Genomic DNA, 16858 nt, shown 5'->3' on the forward strand with positions numbered 1-16858 from the left:
GTTGTGCGCCCTTGTTACGCTCCGCCTCATTGGATATTCAAATAGGAAGCCGAGAAACATGAGTTATCAAGTACTCGCACGTAAATGGCGGCCACATAGCTTTGATACCGTGGCAGGGCAGCAACATGTACTGACTGCGCTTGCCAACGCACTTGACCACGACCGTTTGCATCATGCTTACTTATTTAGCGGTACCCGTGGGGTAGGTAAAACCACCATCGCGCGTATTTTTGCCAAGGGGCTGAATTGCGAGCAAGGTGTCTCTTCATCACCTTGTGGTCAGTGTCAAACGTGCCGAGAGATTGATGAAGGGCGTTATGTCGATTTATTAGAGATCGATGCGGCATCGCGCACCAAGGTTGAAGATACCCGTGAGTTACTGGATAACGTTCAGTACAAGCCCGCGCGTGGTCGCTATAAGGTGTATTTGATTGACGAAGTTCATATGTTGTCTCGTCATAGTTTCAATGCACTGCTCAAAACGCTGGAAGAGCCGCCTGAGTATGTGAAATTCCTATTGGCCACGACGGATCCGCAAAAGCTGCCGGTGACTATCCTGTCACGCTGTTTGCAATTTCACTTAAAGCATTTCGATGCCAGCCAAATTCAAACCCAGTTAGAAACCATTTTGGCGCAAGAGGGCGTAGATGCTGAATCGCGTGCGTTGATGCTACTTTCTCGCGCGGCTGAAGGCAGCATGCGTGATGCTCTGAGCTTAACTGACCAAGCGATTGCGCTAGGCAACGGTCAAATTACTACGGCATCGGTTAGCGACATGCTAGGTACACTGAGCACCGATCACGCATTGTTGCTGCTTGAGGCGCTGGTTAACCATGATGCGGTGGAGCTGATGAGTGCCTTAGAGCAGATTGCGCACATTGGCGTTGAATGGGACGGTTTACTCAAAGAGCTGGCTGGGCAACTGCATCAAATCGCCTTACTGCAAGCGTTACCTAATACGCATAGCGAGGCGTCACCGGACAAAGCACGCTTGCATGCACTGGCGACCCGACTATCGCCCCAAGATGTGCAATTGTGCTATCAAATGGCGCTGCAGGGTCGTCAAGATTTACCGTATGCTCCCGATGGACGTGCGGGACTGGAAATGGTGTTGTTGCGGATGTTGGCATTCCAGCCGGTCAAAACTGTCCCCTATGAACCCAAGGCGATTTCTGTGCCGGCCCAAGCCCCTCAAACGCAACAGGCTGCGACTCAGAAACCGCACACCGATCCGTCTCAGGCGATTGGGGCGTTAAAAGCGCAGGTGCAGCAAGCAACATCGGCTCCAAGGGAGCAGACTGCGCCAGCTCCCCAATCGGCGCCACATCAATCACAACCTGAGCCACAGGCGCAACAGCCAGCGTCGACGCAGCCGGATAGGGCGGAGGAAGCACAGGCTACCCCTCAATCTGCGGCATCCAGTTTGATTCAGGCGCGGAATCAACTTCGTAGTCGTATGAAACGTCAATCGAGTCAGACGGATAACACGCCAAAAAAGACTGAACGGACATCGGCCAAGCAAGATGCGCTGTCAGTGCTGGATCGTATTACTGCGAATACCCAGCCTGCGTCGCCGGTGTCCGACTCGTCTTTTGAGCAAGCGCCGGCGGCATTGTCTCATCAAAAAACGGCTGAAACGGCGCCGGTGTCTGACGAGCCTTATCAATGGACGCCGACTCAACCGCAGCCCGAGAAAGAAACAGCCACGCATTTAACGCCAAATGCGCTGAAAAAGGCGCTAGAGCATGAAAAAACACCAGCGATGCGGGATAAGCTTGTCCAAGAAGCGAACGCGGAGGATCACTGGTGTGCGTTGGCAGACAGTTTGGCGGTACCGCGCTTGGTGAAGCAAATGGCACTGAATGCGTCGATGGTGCGTGAGGGCAATACGGTGGTGTTGACCTTACGTCCTGATCAGGCTCACCTCAATAAAGAAAAAGCACAACAACAGCTCGCACAGGCCTTGTCTCAGGCCCTAAATGCCCCCATAACATTGGAAGTCCATTTAGGCGATAGCGGGCGAACGCCATTAGAGTGGCGAGAACATCTCTATCAACAAAAATTAGCGCAGGCGACACAGAGCTTGCATAATGATCCGAATGTCGGTTTTATTCTTCAGCGTTTTGCTGCGGAACTGGATGAAGACAGCATTCGACCAATTTAGAACACCTAACCAAGAGAGAGAATTATGTTTGGTAAAGGCGGAATGGGTAACCTGATGAAGCAGGCGCAGCAAATGCAAGAGCGCATGCAAAAAGTTCAGGAAGAAATTGCCAATATGGAAGTCACCGGTGAGTCGGGCGCAGGCATGGTAAAAGTCACCATGACGGGTAGCCATAGCGTTCGTCGAGTTGAAATCGATGACAGCCTAATGGAAGACGACAAAGACATGCTGGAAGATCTGATTGCAGCTGCATTCAATGACGCAGCACGTCGTGCCGAAGAGCAGCAAAAAGAGAAAATGGCCGAAGTGACAGGTGGTATGCAGTTACCACCAGGCATGAAAATGCCGTTTTAATCCATGCGTACCAGTCAGTTACTTGAACAACTGATGGACGCGCTGCGCTGCTTACCTGGGGTCGGCCCCAAATCAGCGCAGCGTATGGCCTATCATCTGCTTCAACGCAATCGTCAAGGTGGTATCGAGTTGGCGCAAGCGCTGACTGCAGCGATGACAGAGATTGGTCACTGCAGCCAGTGTCGAACTTTCACTGAAGAAGAGGTTTGTGCGATTTGTGACAATCCTCGACGTCAGCAAACGGGGTTAATTTGTGTGGTTGAAAGCCCTGCGGATATCGCTGCGGTTGAAGCCACCGGGCAATATTCTGGGCGTTACTTTGTGCTAATGGGGCATTTGTCGCCATTAGATGGTATTGGCCCTGCCGATATCGGCTTAGACGTGTTGGAAAAACGCCTCACGCATGAGCCCATTGAAGAATTGATCCTCGCTACCAACCCAACCGTTGAAGGCGAAGCTACGGCGCAATATATTGCCGAGCTGTGTCGAGAACACGATGTGCAAGCCAGCCGTATTGCCCACGGTGTGCCTATGGGTGGAGAGCTTGAGTTGGTGGACGGTACCACACTGTCACACTCGATCATTGGCCGGCAGCGCTTAAGCTATAACTAGCTGAGAATCATGACGCGCGGTACTGTGACGCACTAATCTTTAAGCCTGACTTGGTCAGGCTTTTCTTTTTTCTCCGCTTTGACGAGCAAATGTGCAATCAATCATTTGTTTGTTGACAAACTAGTCGTTAAACGCTGTTGTGTAAGCACTCATTACTAAACGTGCTTAACGTATGAAGCGTCTTCTCTCTTTCTTTCTTGTAAACTTCTTTCTCGCAAGCGCATTGGTCAGTAACTTGGCTCAGGCCGAGCCAGTCAAGCGCTCAAAATCGGGCATTTGTCACGACACCAATAGTCCTTATTACACCCGCGTCACGCGATTTACCGCATTCGATTCGCTGTCAGCCTGTCTTGAGGCAGGCGGGCGCTTACCTAAGCGTGCGACGTCTTCTCCAAAAGCGCTTGTCCATCAAGAAACCAAAGCGGCGTTGCATGATGGGCGTCCTTTCTCTGGACCCTACCAGCGAGACCATTGGCCCCATTGGTTGGATGAGGACAAAGATTGCCAAAACACCCGTGCTGAAGTCCTGATTGCCCGGAGCCAAGTGCCTGTGACCTACACACGGGATAATCGTTGCACGGTTGCCACGGGATTATGGGTTGGCGCGTTGACGGGCCAGTCGTTTACCCAAGCCAGTGATGTCGACATTGATCACCTTGTGCCATTGAAGTGGGCCCACGGTCACGGTGGCGAGTTATGGTCTCGGAAGAAAAAAGCCCAATTTGCTAATGACCCCGACAACCTGCTGATCGCCGATGATGCGCTGAATGCACAAAAAGGCGCGAAAGGGCCAGATGAATGGCTACCACCGGTCGAGACACTGCGTTGTGACTATGTCTATCGTTTTGATCGTATCGTCGCCCGTTACCAACTCCACTACGTGCCCAGTGAGCGCGAGGCCGTGAACCATTGGCTTGCTGCCTGTGGTTACGGGCCGCGGGGATAGCAAGGCGCAGGGCTGGGTCAACTTGTGGCTGCTTTGCTTGATGACGCGAATAGATGACTAAGTGATTTATTTTTGGTCAGTTAAGCCTTGAAAGCGTCGCAAGCGGCCCCTATATCCAAAGAGACTTTATCCAATTCGTCATCAGGTAGTCCGCTTCGGGCTCACTTGGCGTTTAATTATCATAGCTTTAGGTAGATTGACATGAGCGTGAAAACCCCAGAAAAACACCAGTTTGGCTCTGATACATCCAAGCTGTTGCAATTGATGATCCATTCACTCTACTCAAACAAAGAGATTTTCCTGCGTGAGCTGGTCTCGAATGCGTCAGACGCGGCTGACAAGCTTCGTTTTAAAGCACTTTCGGCCCCTGAATTGTACGAAAATGATGGGGATTTACGCGTACGCCTCTCAGTAGACAAGGATGCAGGTACGCTGACTATCTCTGATAACGGCATTGGTATGAGCCGAGATGATGTGATCGCCAACCTTGGGACCATCGCTAAGTCAGGGACAGAAGAGTTTCTAAAGCAACTCAATGAAGATCAAAGCAAAGATTCCAACTTGATTGGTCAGTTTGGCGTGGGCTTTTATTCTGCCTTTATCGTTGCCGACAAGGTGACCGTCCACACCCGTGCTGCCGGTTTGGCGGCAGACCAAGCCGTGTGCTGGGAATCTACGGGTGAGGGCGAATACACCCTAGAGCCTATCGAGAAAGCTGAACGCGGCACCGATATTATCTTGCATCTGAATGACGATGAGAAAGAATTCCTCAACGACTGGCGCCTGCGCGAGGTGATTGGCAAATACTCTGATCACATCGGTATTCCGGTTGAAATGTGGACTGTCGAAAAAGACGATGAAGGCAAGGAAACTGGCGAAGGCAAATGGGAAAAGGTCAATAAAGCTCAAGCTTTGTGGACCCGCTCTAAATCAGACATTAGCGCTGACGAGTATAAAGAGTTTTATAAGCACGTCTCACACGATTTCGCGGAGCCACTGACATGGAGCCACAACCGTGTCGAAGGTAAAAATGACTACACAAGCTTGCTATATGTCCCGTCGAAAGCACCGTGGGATCTGTTCAACCGTGAACACAAACACGGTTTGAAACTGTACGTGCAACGCGTGTTCATTATGGATGATGCGTCGCAATTTATGCCAAGTTACTTGCGCTTTATCCGTGGTCTGATTGACTCGAACGATCTGCCGCTCAACGTCTCTCGTGAGATCTTGCAAGATAATAAGATCACTCAATCACTGCGCAGTGCTTGCACTAAGCGCGTGCTATCTATGCTCGAGAAGCTGGCTAAAAACGACGCGGAGAAGTATCAAACCTTCTGGCGTGAGTTTGGTCTGGTACTTAAAGAAGGTCCGGCTGAAGACTTTGGCAACAAAGAAAAAATTGCGGGCTTGTTGCGTTTTGCATCGACGCACGAAGACAGTGCGGAGCAAACCGTTTCATTGGCGGACTACGTGTCGCGCATGAAAGACGAGCAGGAGAAGATTTACTACATCACCGCAGATAGCTACAACGCTGCGAAGCACAGCCCTCACCTTGAGCAATTCAAGGCTAAAGGCATTGAAGTTATCTTGATGTACGATCGCATCGATGAGTGGCTGATGAGCTATCTCACTGAGTTTGATGGTAAGCAATTCCAAGCGATTACCAAAGCAGACCTCGATCTTAGCCTGTTTGACGACGAAGAAGCCAAAGCCAAGCGTGAAGAAACCGAAAAAGCGTTTGAGTCTGTGGTCGAGCGCGTGAAGTCTCATTTAGGTGAGCGCGTGAAAGATGTTCGTCCGACGTTCAAACTATCCGGCACGCCTGCGGTCGTGGTGACTGACCAATTTGAGATGGGTACCCAGATGGCGAAACTGCTCGAAGCGGCTGGGCAACAAGCGCCGGAAGTGAAATATATCTTCGAGCTCAACCCAGAGCATGATCTTGTCAAGCGTATGGCGGATGAGAGCGATGAAGAGAAGTTTGGTACTTGGGTAGAAATGCTGCTAGGCCAAGCGATGCTGGCAGAAAAAGGAAGCATGGATGATCCGTCTGAGTTCTTGGCGTCGGTGAACAAGCTTCTGACTAAGGTATAATCGACAACGCGCTGTGAAAGCGACATACTGAACAGCGACCAACAAGCCCGGCCGGATTGCCGGGCTTGATAGCGTTTCGTGAAGCGTGTATGTTTCGGGTCTTTGCGAATAGACGCAGTTTTACGAAACTCCAAAAACGATAAAAGGGGATCACTATGCGCATCATTCTGTTGGGTGCACCGGGCGCGGGTAAAGGGACGCAAGCGCAGTTCATCATGGAAAAATACGGGATTCCGCAGATTTCTACCGGTGACATGCTGCGCGCCGCGATTAAAGCGGGCACTGAGCTGGGCAAACAAGCCAAAGCGGTTATTGATGCTGGCGAGCTGGTGTCGGATGACATCATTCTGGGTCTGGTTAAAGAGCGTATCTCGCAAGATGATTGTGCCAAAGGGTTCTTGCTAGATGGGTTCCCACGTACAATTCCACAAGCGGATGGCCTAAAAGAAATCGGTGTTGCGATTGATTACGTGCTCGAGTTTGACGTGCCAGACGATGTGATTGTGGAGCGTATGAGTGGTCGTCGTGCTCACTTGGCTTCAGGCCGCACCTACCACGTGGTGTATAACCCACCAAAAGTGGAAGGCAAAGACGATGTGACTGGCGAAGAGCTAGTTGTTCGTGATGACGACAAAGAAGAAACAGTGCGTGCGCGTCTGAAGGTTTACCATAATCAAACCGCGCCTTTGATTGCTTACTACAAAAAAGAAGCAGATGCAGGCAATACGCAGTACTTCACCTTTGACGGCACCCAAGCGGTGGCAGACGTCAGTGTTGAGATTGAAAAAGCCCTAGGCTAACTCTGGATGTTCTCCCAAGGAGAAGATTGAGTATATCGATTGCAGAAACCGGAGCAGACGATTAGTCGCTCCGGTTTTTTTATGGCAAGCTAGCCCAAAATCAAATTGTTACCGTACTGGTTTGGGTAAATCGTATATACGCCAGTCTGTTCTAAGATTGCCGCCAAGGAATACAATCAAAATGACGGAAAAACACAATCAAGTCGGTGTGCTATTGGTCAACCTCGGAACCCCAGAAGCGCCGACCTCACAGTCAGTGAAAGCCTTTCTTTCTGAATTTCTACATGATCATCGTGTGGTTGATTTAACCCGTTGGTTATGGTGCCCATTATTACATGGCGTGATACTGCCGATTCGTTCACCGAAAGTGGCTAAGCTGTATCAAAGTATTTGGATGGAGGAGGGATCACCACTGATGGTGTATGCCAAGCGTCAGCAAAAAGCGCTGGCTGAACAGGTGTCGGTTCCGGTTGCGCTTGGAATGACCTACGGTAATCCGTCGATTGCCCAAGGGCTTGATGAGCTGCAAGCAAAGGGCTGTGATAAGGTGTTGGTTTTGCCGCTTTATCCACAATATTCTGCCACCACCACCGCCGCGGTTTTCGATAAAGTGGCTAAATCATTGAAAGGGCGCCCAGTGATCCCTGCGTTGCAGTATGTGAACCACTATCATGATCACCCGCTTTATCAAGCCGCGTTAGCCCACTCGGTGAAGCAGCATTGGCAAGCGCATGGGAAAGGTGACTTGCTACTTTGTTCTTATCACGGCATACCGCAGCGTTTTGCCGATAATGGCGACCCTTATCCTCGGCACTGTGAGCAAACCACATCGCTGCTGCAAGTGGAACTCGGGCTTGCGGATAACGAGATCATGATGACCTATCAGTCCCGTTTCGGACGAGAAGAGTGGCTCAAGCCTTACACCGATAAGACCTTAGAGACGTTACCCAGCAAAGGGGTGAAAACCCTCGATATTATGACCCCAGCTTTTTCGGCTGACTGCCTTGAAACCCTAGAAGAAATTGCTGAGCAATGTCGTGACACCTTCCTCGAGGCAGGTGGCGAACGCTTCCGATTTATTCCATGCTTAAACGACGATGAGGCTCATATTCACCTGATGGCGTCGCTGGTGGCCCAACATACACAAGGTTGGTAGGGCAATAAATTTCATCGTGTAGACGCTACGCATGCGCGAATTCTGTGATAGAATTCGCGCCTCCCTTCCATTAGCTAGTTACACGAACCATGAAATTTCCAGGACAACGCAAGTCTAAGCACTATTTTCCGGTTCACGCCCGTGATCCTTTGCTCAACCCAGCCAGCGAACGTGGCTTTAAGCGCCCGCACGTGATTGGTATCGACCAAACCTTGGTCGACATTGAAGCAAAAGTGCCTGATGAATTTCTGGAGCGGTATCAGTTAAGTAAAGGGCACTCGCTCGTCATCGACGATGAGCGCGCAGAAGCACTGTATCAAGAATTGAAAGACAACAACCTTGTCACTCATGAGTTTGCGGGTGGCACTATCGGTAACACCTTGCACAACTATTCAGCGCTGGCGGATGACCAATCTATCTTGCTGGGGGTGATGAGCCAAGATATTCGAATTGGTAGCTATTCTTACCGCTACCTGTGCAACACCTCAAGCCGGATGGATCTTAATTACCTGCAGCCGGTGCAAGGCCCGATTGGTCGTTGCTACGCGTTGATTGGCGATTGTGGTGAGCGTACGTTCGCCATCAACGAAGGCTTGATGAACCAACTCCACCCTGATTCGATTCCTGAGCATATCTTTGAAAACGCTTCTGCGTTGGTACTCACTGCGTATTTGGTTCGCTGTAAAGAAGGGGATCCAATGCCGCAAGCGACCATGCGCGCCATTGAATATGCGAAAAAGCACAACGTGCCCGTGGTTATGACGCTTGGCACCAAGTTTGTGATTGAGCAAAACCCACAATGGTGGCGTGACTTTCTTTCCGAGCACGTTAGCGTCGTGGCGATGAATGAAGATGAAGGTGAAGCCTTAACTGGTGAGAGCGATCCGCTCTTGGCGGCCGATGCTGCACTACAGTGGGTGGATATGGTGTTGTGTACTGCTGGGCCAATTGGTTTGTATATGGCCGGTTACACCGAGGATAAGTCTAAACGTCAAACCACCTTGCCGTTGCTGCCAGGTGCGATTCCTGAATTCAACATGTATGAATTCAGCCGTCCGATGATGAAAGCGGACTGCGAAACGCCGATTAAAATTTATTCTCACATTGCTCCCTATATGGGGGGGCCTGAGCGGATTAAGAACACCAATGGTGCTGGAGATGGTGCTCTATCAGCGTTGCTGCATGATATGTCTGCGAACCGCTATCATCGTGACAATGTGCCCAATTCGAGTAAGCACCAATATCCATTTATGACCTACTCCTCTTTCTCGCAAGTGTGCAAGTATGCCAACCGCGTCAGCTATGAAGTGTTGGCGCAGCACTCACCGCGTTTATCACGTGGGCTGCCAGAGCGAGAGGATAGCCTTGAAGAGGCGTATTGGGAGCGATAAGCCGCTAGAAAAAAACCGCCAATCGGCGGTTTTTTTGTTTCTAATCGATGGTGTGCCCATCATTTTGCGATTACTGATACGCTTTTTCGTGCACAGTGCGTACGGCACGACCAGACGGATCAGCTTGGTTTTTGAAAGACTCATCCCACTCAATCGCTTTAGCACTTGAGCACGCGATTGACGGGCCGCCCGGCACGCATTTCGCCGCATCGTCGAGCGGGAAGAGCTCTGCAAAGATCTCGCGGTACATATACGCCTCTTTAGTGGTTGGCGTGTTATAAGGGAACCGGAAAGCCGCGGTCTCGAGCTGCTGATCCGTCACCTTCTCTTCGGCAATCGCTTTTAAGGTATCAATCCAACCATATCCAACGCCATCACTGAATTGCTCTTTTTGGCGCCATGCTACCGAATCAGGAAGTAAGTCTCCAAAGCATTCGCGGATAATGTGCTTTTCCATTTTTCCGTTGCCACACATCTTATCGTCTGGCTTGATCTGCATCGCCACTTCTAAGAAGGCTTTGTCGAGGAAAGGTACGCGTGCTTCCACGCCCCATGCTGCCATGGATTTGTTGGCACGTGCGCAGTCAAACATGTTGAGAGCAAGTAACTTACGCACCGTTTCTTCGTGAAACTCTTTAGCGCTTGGGGCTTTATGGAAGTATAAATACCCTCCAAACACTTCATCGGCACCTTCACCGGAGAGCACCATTTTGATTCCCATCGCGCGGATCTTACGAGACATCAGGTACATCGGCGTGGAGGCACGGATCGTGGTGACGTCATAGGTTTCGATGTGATAAATCACGTCACGAATCGCATCCAGCCCTTCTTGAATGGTGTAGGTAAACTCATGATGAACCGTGCCAAGATGATCCGCCACTTCCTTGGCAGCTTTCAAATCGGGGGCGCCTTCAAGGCCGATAGCAAACGAGTGAAGACGAGGCCACCATGCTTGGCTTTGATCGTCATCTTCGATGCGGTTGGCAGCAAACTGTTTGGTGATGGCAGAAATCACGGACGAGTCGAGTCCACCAGAAAGCAATACGCCGTAAGGTACGTCGGTCATCAGTTGGCGGTGAACTGCGGCTTCGAGTGCTTCTTTCAACGCCGCTTTATCGGTTGTGTTTTCTTTCACACTGTCATAGTCCATCCAATCACGCTTGTAATAGCGCACCGGCTCGCCTTGTTTACTCCATAGGAAATGGCCCGGAGGAAATTCACTGATGCTCTTGCACACTGGCGTTAAGGCTTTCATTTCCGAAGCCACGTAGTAGTTGCCGTGTTCATCATGACCGTGGTAAAGCGGAATAATACCAATGTGGTCACGGCCAATCAGGTAGGCATCTTGCTCCTCATCATAAAGGATAAACGCGAAGATACCGTTGAGGTAGTCAAGCAGCTCAGGGCCTTTTTGCTGATACAAAGCGAGAATGATTTCGCAATCCGACTCGGTTTGAAATGGATAGTCAGGAGCAAACTCAGCACGCAATTCTTTGTGGTTGTAAATTTCGCCATTGACCGCTAATGCTTGGGTTTTATCTTGGTTATATAAAGGCTGGGCCCCACTGTTTAGATCGACAATCGCTAAACGCTCATGGACCAAAATAGCTTTCTCGGATGAGTAAATACCCGACCAGTCAGGACCACGGTGACGCATGGTTTTGGACATCTTTAAAGCTACTTCACGGAGCTGCTGTGGGTCGGTTTTTATATCAAGCACCCCAAACACTGAACACATACTTTCCTCTCAAATTCATCAAGCCAACAAGGCGATAACAGGTTGACAACCACTCTGCCTTGCACGGTCAGGATAGACAAGCCTCAAAAAGCATTTCTTTATCAAAAAGCCTCTTTGGGTGAATGTTATTCGAAATAAAATCCTATTTACCGAATGAAATTTAATTACGGTGCAGTGTGTGTACAAAATGACTATACATCGATGAAAAAAGCCGCTCGAAAGAGCGGCCTGGGTATTGGAATAACGGTGGGTTAGGCGTTGTTGGCTGGCGTGGTAAACTGCTCTCGCACATGTCGAGCAAATCCACTACCGGCCTCTTGATAGATATTGAACGCTTCGTCAACGCCGAGCGCTTTGAGCTGCTCAATTTCATCCTCATATTTTGCAATGGCGGCGACCTTGCCCTTAAAGTTGGTTTGCCGGATTTGCTCTAGCGCAAGCATATTGGCCTGACTGTGTGGCATTGCCAGTAAGATTAATTTGATCTGCCCATCAGAAATGGCGCGTGACCAAAAGTCAGGATCGGTGGCATCGCCAAGAATCGCACGTCGTCCTTCCTCTTGATGGCGTGCCACTGAATCTTCTCGGTTATCAATGCCAATAATGGGTTGGTGATGAGTGGCAGAGAGCTCGTCATACGCCCCTGAACCAATTCGACCCATTCCAAGCACCAGAATTGAGGCATCACCGAGATTGATCAGCTGATCACTAGGATGAAGCTTATCGGGGTGTTTGTCTTTTAACCACTGCGATGCCCAAGTATAGAGCTGGTTACTGAAGGTATTGAGCGGGGCGGAGAACGCAAAACTCAATGACACTGCAATAGCGATGGACACTAATATAGGTCCAGGCATAAGACCGGCTTTATACGCAAAGCCCCCCACGATTAAGCCAAACTCACTGAAGTTAAATAAAGTGAGCGTAGTGAACATGGCAGTCCGAACGCGATAGCGGAAACCACTGACAATCCAGTAATAGAGGAGCCCTTTGATAGGCAAAAGCAGCATGATGACTAACGCAAAGCTAAAGCTTTGCCACGTAGGTTGTTCGGACAAGCCAATGTTGAGGAAAAAGCACACGAGGAAAAGCTCTTTCATATTAAAGAGCGACTTGGCCATTTCCGAGGCGCGAGGGTGGCTTGCCAATAACATTCCTAAAATTAACGCCCCTAAATCGGGTTTAACGCCAACAAGCTCAAACAAGCCTGCTCCCGCCACTAACGCTAAGAAAATGCCATAGAGCACCAACATCTCACCGTGCCCCGCGTTGTCCAGTATTTTGTTGAACACTGGTTTAAGCAAAGGCAATGCAAAAAGCAGTAATGCACTGAGCTCAGGCGTTTTTCCGGACGTGGCGGTGATAAAGATTACCGCAAAGATATCTTGCATGATCAGAATGCCAATCGCCAGAGTCCCATAGGTGGCGTTAAGCTCCCCTTTCTCTTGGAGTGCCTTAATGGCAAAGACGGTGCTGGAGAAGGAGAGGGCAAAACCCAACAGGGCTAACTCTGATAAGCTCAATCCAGCAAGCATAGGCACGCTTAGGGCTTTCAAGCCGAGCAAGGACAGCGTGAACAACCCCGTAGTCAGCAGGTTATGGGCGGTCGCACCAAACCAAATCTCCTTGGCCAGTAGGGTTTTGACATCCAACTTCAATCCAATTGAGAAAAGCAGCAAGGTGACACCCAAATCGGCCAGATCAGAGATCACAGGGGTTGATTCGTAGCCAAACGCATGTAGCGCAAAGCCGGCAATCAAAAAGCCAACGAGAGGTGGCAAGTGACAACGCATCAGAATATAGCCGCTGATGAAGGCTGCTGAGATGTAAACCAATTCCATATCGTATGCTTATTATGTGAGTTAGCGAGCAAACAGAATCCGTGTTTTTGTGCAAAAGCCAATAAACACAGCATCGACAATTATCTTAAAGTTTTGAATCAACTAAAGATATGAATTTGAGACATTGATGGGTCTCCTTAGTAATAGCTTGTTTGAGCTTGGCTCCTCTGAGGTTTAGCGATAAGGAGCAAGACGCGTTGATGCCTATGCGACTTTGAAAAAAGAGATAGGATCGTGGCGCATTGCCAACTTATCGCGCACCGTAGCTTGGGTATATAATGTACACGCTAGATAGGGAAAGTGTGAGATTTTATTTGTGGAGAAAACGGGTTTGCGTAGCAAGACGTCAAACCCGCTAAACGATCACTCTTCGAGCAGTTTTTGTAACAGTTCGCCGTTGAGCATGGCCCGTTTAACTAACGAGAAAGCGGCCATGGTAGGCTTTTCTGCTAGCTTCGCGCTTACAATCTCTAGCTTTTGATGAAAGCTCGGCAGTGACTGGTTTTCAACACAGCGCTGAATGGCAGGGAAAACGACACTTTGTGCTGCGGTAATTTTACCTGCAATGACCACAAGTTGAGGATTGAACAGGTTAACGGTCATAGCAATGGCTTTGCCAAGATGATTGCCAACTTTTACCAATACCTGTCTTGCCAGTTCATCACCTTGCTCGGCTGCCTCACAAATGGCTTCGATCGTTAAACTGTCATCGTGTTTAAGTGTGCTCGGGTGTCCTTGGGCCAGTAGCTGTTGTGCATGCTCGATAATGGCTTCGTTAGAGGCCACTGTCTCTAAACAACCAAAATTGCCGCATTGGCACTTCTTGCCCAAAGGATCAATTTGCACATGGCCCAATTCGCCTACGTTGCGGTTATGGCCCAAGAAAATTTGCCCGTTTACGATAATCCCAGCGCCAGTGCCATGGTGTACACTGACTAGCATCGAATCGTAATAGGCTTGACTGGCGCCAAAGTAGTGCTCTGCCAATGCTTGTCCGCGAATATCGTTACCAATAAACGCCTGCACACCAAACTCCTCACGGAGTGTGTCGGCAAGGGCCAGCTGTTGAATCGTGATGTTAGGCATATATTCGACGACCCCAGATTCAGGATCAATCAGGCCGGGCATCACGACCGATATGGCAATCAGCTCTTTGATGGATTGTTGGTGGGTGTCAATAAACTGACTCAGAATCTGAATCAGGCCGTTCACTAACTCGTTCTGATCGTGATAGTGAAAAGCTTCCCCGTGTTCAGCAAGCGATGTCCCACTCAAGTCATAGAGTGAAAGCTCGATAAAATGACGCCCCAGTCTTACCGCAAGGGTATGAAATGGGGCGCATTCTGTGGTCAAAGAAATAGCTCGGCGACCGCCGGTTGACGCTTGCTGAGCCACTTCCTTGATCAAGCCACGTTCGAGCAATTGGCGGGTTATTTTTGTCACACTTGCGGGTGCTAGACGGCTCACATCTGCAATTTGTATGCGAGAGATGGGCCCTTGTTGATCGATCAACCGATAAACGGCAGCTCCGTTGAGCTGCTTTACCAGGTCGACATTCCCGATTTGTCCGCCAGTCATAAATGTCCTAGCTATGTGTATATTGTCCGTTAACCACCGTCGCTTGGATGTTGAGTGTACGATCAAAAATAGCAAGATTCGCAATTTTCCCCGGGCGAATACTGCCATAAAGCTGATCGACACCAATAGCGCGCGCAGGATACAGCGTTGCCATGCGCAGAGCCTCATCCAAGGCGATACCTATATGCTCAACACTATTACGAACCGCTTCGTTCATCGTCAGTGCAGAGCCGCCAAGTGTACCATTCTCATCAACACACTTGCCGTCACGGTAATATACTTTCTTGCCTACAAAAATAAAGTGATCCATGTCGGCTCCTGCTGGTGCCACAGCATCAGTAACTAGCACTAATTTCTCACCTTTTACTTTATGTGCAAGACGAATGTTGGCGTAAGACACATGGAAGCCGTCAGCAATAACGCCGGTGTAAACCTCGGGCGTATCATAAATCGCGCCAACCATGCCGGGCTCGCGACCGGTTGTGGCCGTCATTGCATTGAACAGGTGGGTCGCAAACCCAATCCCATTAGCAAAGCCTTCGCGTGCTTGCTCATAGGTTGCGTTAGTGTGACCGGCGGAAACGACAATGCCTGCTTTGGTGAGGGCCTGAATGTGCGCTTTGGGTGCGAGTTCGGGCGCCAGCGTCAATTTGGTAATCACGTCGGCGTTGTCGCACAAATACGCAATCATCTTGTCGTTGCTGGGGCGAATATAGTCGAGACTGTGGATCCCTTTTTTTGCGCTGTTTAAGTAAGGCCCTTCTAAGTGTAAGCCTAAGGCTTGATGCGGATGGTGGGCTTTGTACTCGCGCATCGCGTTGATCGCCGCACGCATGTCATCATCTGAACTCGTGATCAGAGTTGGTAAGAAGTTGGTACACCCAGACTTCAAGTTTGCTTGGTGCATGGTTTCGATAGTGTCTGTTGTGATCGCATCGTTAAACATGACACCACCGCAACCATTAAGCTGCAGATCAATGAAGCCCGGGCTAACGTAAGCTCCGTCGAGTGAGCGTTTTTCTATCTCTGTCGGCAGCGCATGTTGCGGGCAAACGTCCTCAATCACGCCGTCACGGATGACAATAGCGTGGTCATCAAGCACTTCATGACCAGTAAAAATCCGGCAGTGGGTTAACGCATACATGCTGTTATTCCTTATAAATTATGAATGTTCTGGGCTTCAAGCTCCTGAAAATACTTCACTGTTTTTACTTTTAGTTCGGCAGTTGAAGGCGCATCGCACACAATCATGGCTTTAGGGTGCAGCTGCAGCGCGGAAACAGTCCATAAGTGATTGACTGACCCCTCCACTGCTGCTTGAAGCGCCTGAGCCTTATTGTGGCCAGTGACCAAAATCATGATCTCTTCAGCATCGAGTAGCGTCCCGACGCCAATGGTAAGCGCGTGCTTAGGTACTTGATTGATATCTTTATCAAAGAAGCGAGAGTTTGCCATACGGGTATCTTCGGTCAAGGTTTTGATCCGTGTCCGAGAAGCCAGCGAAGAGGCAGGCTCGTTAAACGCAATGTGACCGTCGTTACCTACACCGCCCATAAAGAGGTGGATCTTGCCGTAGGATTTGATCTTGTCTTCATAACGTTTGCATTCCGCATCAACATCGCTCGCATTTCCGTTCAGTAAGTTGATGTTTTCTTCTTTAATATCAATATGCTTAAAGAAGTTTTCATACATGAAGGTGCGATATGATTGGTCATGATCGGCTGGGATATTGCAGTACTCGTCCATGTTGAACGTTACCACATGCTCAAAGCTCACTTCGCCCTGATTGAACAGGGTGATCAGTTGCTTATAAGTATTCAGTGGCGTACCGCCTGTTGGCAATCCGAGCACAAATGGGCGTTCGGCGCTTGGAGCGAATTTATTAATAGTATCAACGATATATCTAGCCGACCATAGGCCGACCTCATGGCTGGTTTGTAATGGAATGAGTCGCACAGGACACCTCGATAAATCAGTGGGCTTACGGGTACAGCATAACGAATATGCTCATTTATTTTTATCATAAAATAAGTTTTATGATCTGGCTAACATATTTCTCTGTGTTTGGTGTGGATCGGTGATAAATCTCACAAATAAGGGGGTTTTAATTTGCGAGGCGAATTTATTGGCATAAACTGCAATTGACTAACATTGTTTGACAAAAAAAGTGCTTTGGTCATTATC

At 49.5% G+C, this 16858-nt stretch carries 13 protein-coding genes; 8 read left to right on the forward strand and 5 right to left on the reverse strand.

Annotated features, from left to right (window positions below; all coding sequences use genetic code 11):
• The first annotated feature begins 58 nt into the window (after positions 1-58).
• From dnaX to BGK46_RS09065, 8 genes are all read left to right on the forward strand, one after another.
• The gene (dnaX, locus tag BGK46_RS09030) at positions 59-2164 is read left to right on the forward strand and encodes a DNA polymerase III subunit gamma/tau (protein ID WP_069588673.1); all 2106 of its coding nucleotides are present in this window, start codon (positions 59-61) and stop codon (positions 2162-2164) included.
• Positions 2165-2188: 24 nt separating this feature from the next.
• Positions 2189-2518: a YbaB/EbfC family nucleoid-associated protein gene (locus tag BGK46_RS09035; RefSeq protein WP_069588674.1), complete on the forward strand. Its 330-nt coding sequence runs from the start codon at positions 2189-2191 to the stop codon at positions 2516-2518.
• Between the two features lie 3 nt (positions 2519-2521).
• A complete protein-coding gene (recR, locus tag BGK46_RS09040; RefSeq protein WP_069588676.1) occupies positions 2522-3130 on the forward strand; it encodes a recombination mediator RecR in 609 nt (202 codons plus the stop codon).
• A gap of 172 nt (positions 3131-3302) precedes the next feature.
• Positions 3303-4076 (forward strand): GmrSD restriction endonuclease domain-containing protein, encoded by a 774-nt coding sequence (locus BGK46_RS09045; protein WP_069588678.1) that lies wholly within the window; start codon positions 3303-3305, stop codon positions 4074-4076.
• A gap of 201 nt (positions 4077-4277) precedes the next feature.
• Positions 4278-6173 (forward strand): molecular chaperone HtpG, encoded by a 1896-nt coding sequence (gene htpG / locus BGK46_RS09050; RefSeq protein WP_069588680.1) that lies wholly within the window; start codon positions 4278-4280, stop codon positions 6171-6173.
• Positions 6174-6328: 155 nt separating this feature from the next.
• On the forward strand, positions 6329-6973 hold the full coding sequence (gene adk / locus BGK46_RS09055; protein ID WP_069588681.1) for an adenylate kinase: 645 nt from the start codon (positions 6329-6331) through the stop codon (positions 6971-6973).
• A gap of 181 nt (positions 6974-7154) precedes the next feature.
• A complete protein-coding gene (hemH, locus tag BGK46_RS09060) occupies positions 7155-8129 on the forward strand; it encodes a ferrochelatase (protein ID WP_069588682.1) in 975 nt (324 codons plus the stop codon).
• 89 nt (positions 8130-8218) lie between these two features.
• Entirely contained in the window at positions 8219-9520 is a 1302-nt protein-coding gene (locus tag BGK46_RS09065) for an inosine/guanosine kinase (protein ID WP_069588683.1), read from the forward strand.
• A 70-nt stretch (positions 9521-9590) separates the two neighbouring features.
• On the opposite strand, the gene asnB is transcribed toward BGK46_RS09065, so the two are convergent.
• The 5 genes from asnB to nagB all read right to left on the reverse strand — a co-directional run bounded on the left by asnB (position 9591) and on the right by nagB (position 16630).
• On the reverse strand, positions 9591-11258 hold the full coding sequence (asnB, locus tag BGK46_RS09070) for an asparagine synthase B (protein WP_069588684.1): 1668 nt from the start codon (positions 11256-11258) through the stop codon (positions 9591-9593).
• A gap of 251 nt (positions 11259-11509) precedes the next feature.
• Positions 11510-13096 carry a cation:proton antiporter family protein gene (locus BGK46_RS09075; RefSeq protein WP_069588685.1) on the reverse strand — a complete coding sequence of 529 codons (1587 nt, stop codon included), beginning with the start codon at positions 13094-13096 and terminating at the stop codon, positions 11510-11512.
• A gap of 363 nt (positions 13097-13459) precedes the next feature.
• Positions 13460-14674, reverse strand: coding sequence for a DNA-binding transcriptional regulator NagC (nagC, locus tag BGK46_RS09080; protein ID WP_069588686.1), 1215 nt, complete (start codon positions 14672-14674; stop codon positions 13460-13462).
• Positions 14675-14681: 7 nt separating this feature from the next.
• Positions 14682-15818, reverse strand: a complete 1137-nt coding sequence (gene nagA / locus BGK46_RS09085) for an N-acetylglucosamine-6-phosphate deacetylase (protein ID WP_069588687.1) — start codon at positions 15816-15818, stop codon at positions 14682-14684.
• A gap of 11 nt (positions 15819-15829) precedes the next feature.
• Positions 15830-16630: a glucosamine-6-phosphate deaminase gene (gene nagB / locus BGK46_RS09090; protein ID WP_069588688.1), complete on the reverse strand. Its 801-nt coding sequence runs from the start codon at positions 16628-16630 to the stop codon at positions 15830-15832.
• Between the last annotated feature and the right edge of the window lie 228 nt (positions 16631-16858).

Origin of the sequence: Salinivibrio sp. SS2 (genome assembly GCF_001722075.1) — a bacterium.
GTDB classification, from domain to species: Bacteria; Pseudomonadota; Gammaproteobacteria; order Enterobacterales; family Vibrionaceae; genus Salinivibrio; species Salinivibrio proteolyticus.

What these genes read in the sequence shown, in the direction of transcription:
- dnaX (WP_069588673.1), top strand. Translation starts at nt 59, where the DNA reads ATGAGTTATCAAGTACTCGCACGTAAATGGCGGCCACATAGCTTTGAT.
- BGK46_RS09035 (WP_069588674.1), top strand. Translation starts at nt 2,189, where the DNA reads ATGTTTGGTAAAGGCGGAATGGGTAACCTGATGAAGCAGGCGCAGCAA.
- recR (WP_069588676.1), top strand. Translation starts at nt 2,522, where the DNA reads ATGCGTACCAGTCAGTTACTTGAACAACTGATGGACGCGCTGCGCTGC.
- BGK46_RS09045 (WP_069588678.1), top strand. Translation starts at nt 3,303, where the DNA reads ATGAAGCGTCTTCTCTCTTTCTTTCTTGTAAACTTCTTTCTCGCAAGC.
- htpG (WP_069588680.1), top strand. Translation starts at nt 4,278, where the DNA reads ATGAGCGTGAAAACCCCAGAAAAACACCAGTTTGGCTCTGATACATCC.
- adk (WP_069588681.1), top strand. Translation starts at nt 6,329, where the DNA reads ATGCGCATCATTCTGTTGGGTGCACCGGGCGCGGGTAAAGGGACGCAA.
- hemH (WP_069588682.1), top strand. Translation starts at nt 7,155, where the DNA reads ATGACGGAAAAACACAATCAAGTCGGTGTGCTATTGGTCAACCTCGGA.
- BGK46_RS09065 (WP_069588683.1), top strand. Translation starts at nt 8,219, where the DNA reads ATGAAATTTCCAGGACAACGCAAGTCTAAGCACTATTTTCCGGTTCAC.
- asnB (WP_069588684.1), bottom strand. Translation starts at nt 11,258, where the DNA reads ATGTGTTCAGTGTTTGGGGTGCTTGATATAAAAACCGACCCACAGCAG.
- BGK46_RS09075 (WP_069588685.1), bottom strand. Translation starts at nt 13,096, where the DNA reads ATGGAATTGGTTTACATCTCAGCAGCCTTCATCAGCGGCTATATTCTG.
- nagC (WP_069588686.1), bottom strand. Translation starts at nt 14,674, where the DNA reads ATGACTGGCGGACAAATCGGGAATGTCGACCTGGTAAAGCAGCTCAAC.
- nagA (WP_069588687.1), bottom strand. Translation starts at nt 15,818, where the DNA reads ATGTATGCGTTAACCCACTGCCGGATTTTTACTGGTCATGAAGTGCTT.